The sequence below is a fragment of the bacterium genome (genome assembly GCA_040753555.1).
GTDB lineage: Bacteria > UBA9089 > UBA9088 > UBA9088 > UBA9088 > JBFLYE01.
Genome location: JBFMDZ010000209.1, coordinates 1,785 through 3,482, shown reverse-complemented (window position 1 = coordinate 3,482; position 1,698 = coordinate 1,785). Strand labels below are relative to the sequence as shown.

Annotated in this window: 1 protein-coding gene; it reads left to right on the top strand. The window is 38.2% G+C overall.

The features are described 5' to 3' along the window. Positions 1-221 precede the first annotated feature (221 nt). Positions 222-1,698 (top strand): right-handed parallel beta-helix repeat-containing protein (locus AB1630_11360; protein MEW6104391.1); only part of this gene is annotated, 1,477 nt, incomplete at its 3' end.

Below are 1,698 nucleotides of genomic sequence, written 5' to 3'. Positions count from 1 at the left end.
AAGAGCATAAGCAGAAAGAGGGCTTTCTTTGATAGCTCTTCTTATCGCTAATGTTGTGGTTGCATTCTTATGTAATTTTATCTGCATAGGTTAAGATTATACACCCTAACCTATCGTTAGTCAACAAATATAAATTTATCCTTAATTTTAAAATTTACAATTTGCAATTTAAAATTTGCAATTGTTTAGCAAAGCTAAACAGATATGGGAGGTAAAGTAAAATGAGAAAGACAATTTTTGGATGTCTGATGGCTTTAGGAATTTTGGCTTGCAAAATAGCTGGGGCAGAGACCTATGTTTCTGGGACAATTACAGGTGATACAACCTGGAATTTTTCAGGAAGTCCATATATTGCAACAGAGACGGTATATGTAGCCGATGGGGTTAAATTGACCATTGACCCAGGGGTAACCATAAGGTTTGCCACTGAGACCTCTCTAATCTGCTATGGTACATTGAATGCAATTGGAACAGCAATAGGCACTATTACATTTACATCAAGTCAAACCACGCCTATGGCTGGAGACTGGAATGGAATCAAACTTTCTGGAAGTGGAGCAAATGGGAGCCAGATTAAATATTGTGATATAGGCTATGCAAAGCAGGCGGTTTATCTTAAAAATACATTGGGAATTGTGATTACAAATAATTTTATCCACGACAATAAAGGGGCTGATGGCAGATTTCCGGGAGAAGTAGGCTGTGGAGTTTACCTTTCCTCTTCAACAAATACTGTAATCTCAAGTAATATAATTTTTCAAAATGAGGGAGGAAAAGGAGGGAATGGAAGTACACTTATCTCAGGTGCCTCTGGTGGTATAGGTTGTGGAATTCATCTTTCAGATTCAGATAGCAATATCATTGCAACAAATATTATATTATCAAATATAGGAGGAAGAGGAGGAATGGGTGGTTACCAGGCTTCAGGTGGACAGGGAGAAATTGGTTGTGGAATATATCTTTATTCTTCAATAAATAACAATATACGTGAGAACACCATCACAAGCAGCCAAGGGGGCGGTGGAGGAGCAGGTGGGTCTTATGGTTCAGGTGGTACAAGAGGTAATGGATATGGGATATACCTTGAGCCAAATTCCTATAATAATACCATTACCACCTCAAATACATACAATAATGAACCAATTTTTTATTTTTATGGGATTACAATCCCCACCATAATTGAAAATCAAACATTGACTTTAACTGGTTCAGGTTCAACAAATCTGGGAAGGATTGTTTTAATCAATTGCTCTAATTTTACAATAAGAAACAACACAATTTCTGGAGGAATAGGTGAAAATGGATATACAGGTGGCAACCATGCTTCAGGTGGCTCTGGTAGGATTGGATGTGGAATATATCTTTATAATTCAACAAACACCACTATCTTAGAAAACACCATTACAAATAACCAAGGAGGTAACGGAGGAACAGGTGGGAATTGTGAGTCAGGTGGACAGGGAGGAATTGGTTGTGGAATATATCTTTATTCTTCAATAAATAACACTATACAAGGAAACACTATTGCAAGTAGCCAAGGAGGTAGCGGAGGAGGAGGGGGACCTTATGCTTCAGGTGGACAGGGAGGAATTGGTTGTGGAATATATCTTTATTCTTCAATAAATAACACTATACAAGGAAACACTATTGCAAGTAGCCAAGGAGGTAGCGGAGGAGGAGGGGGATATCTTAGTGGGT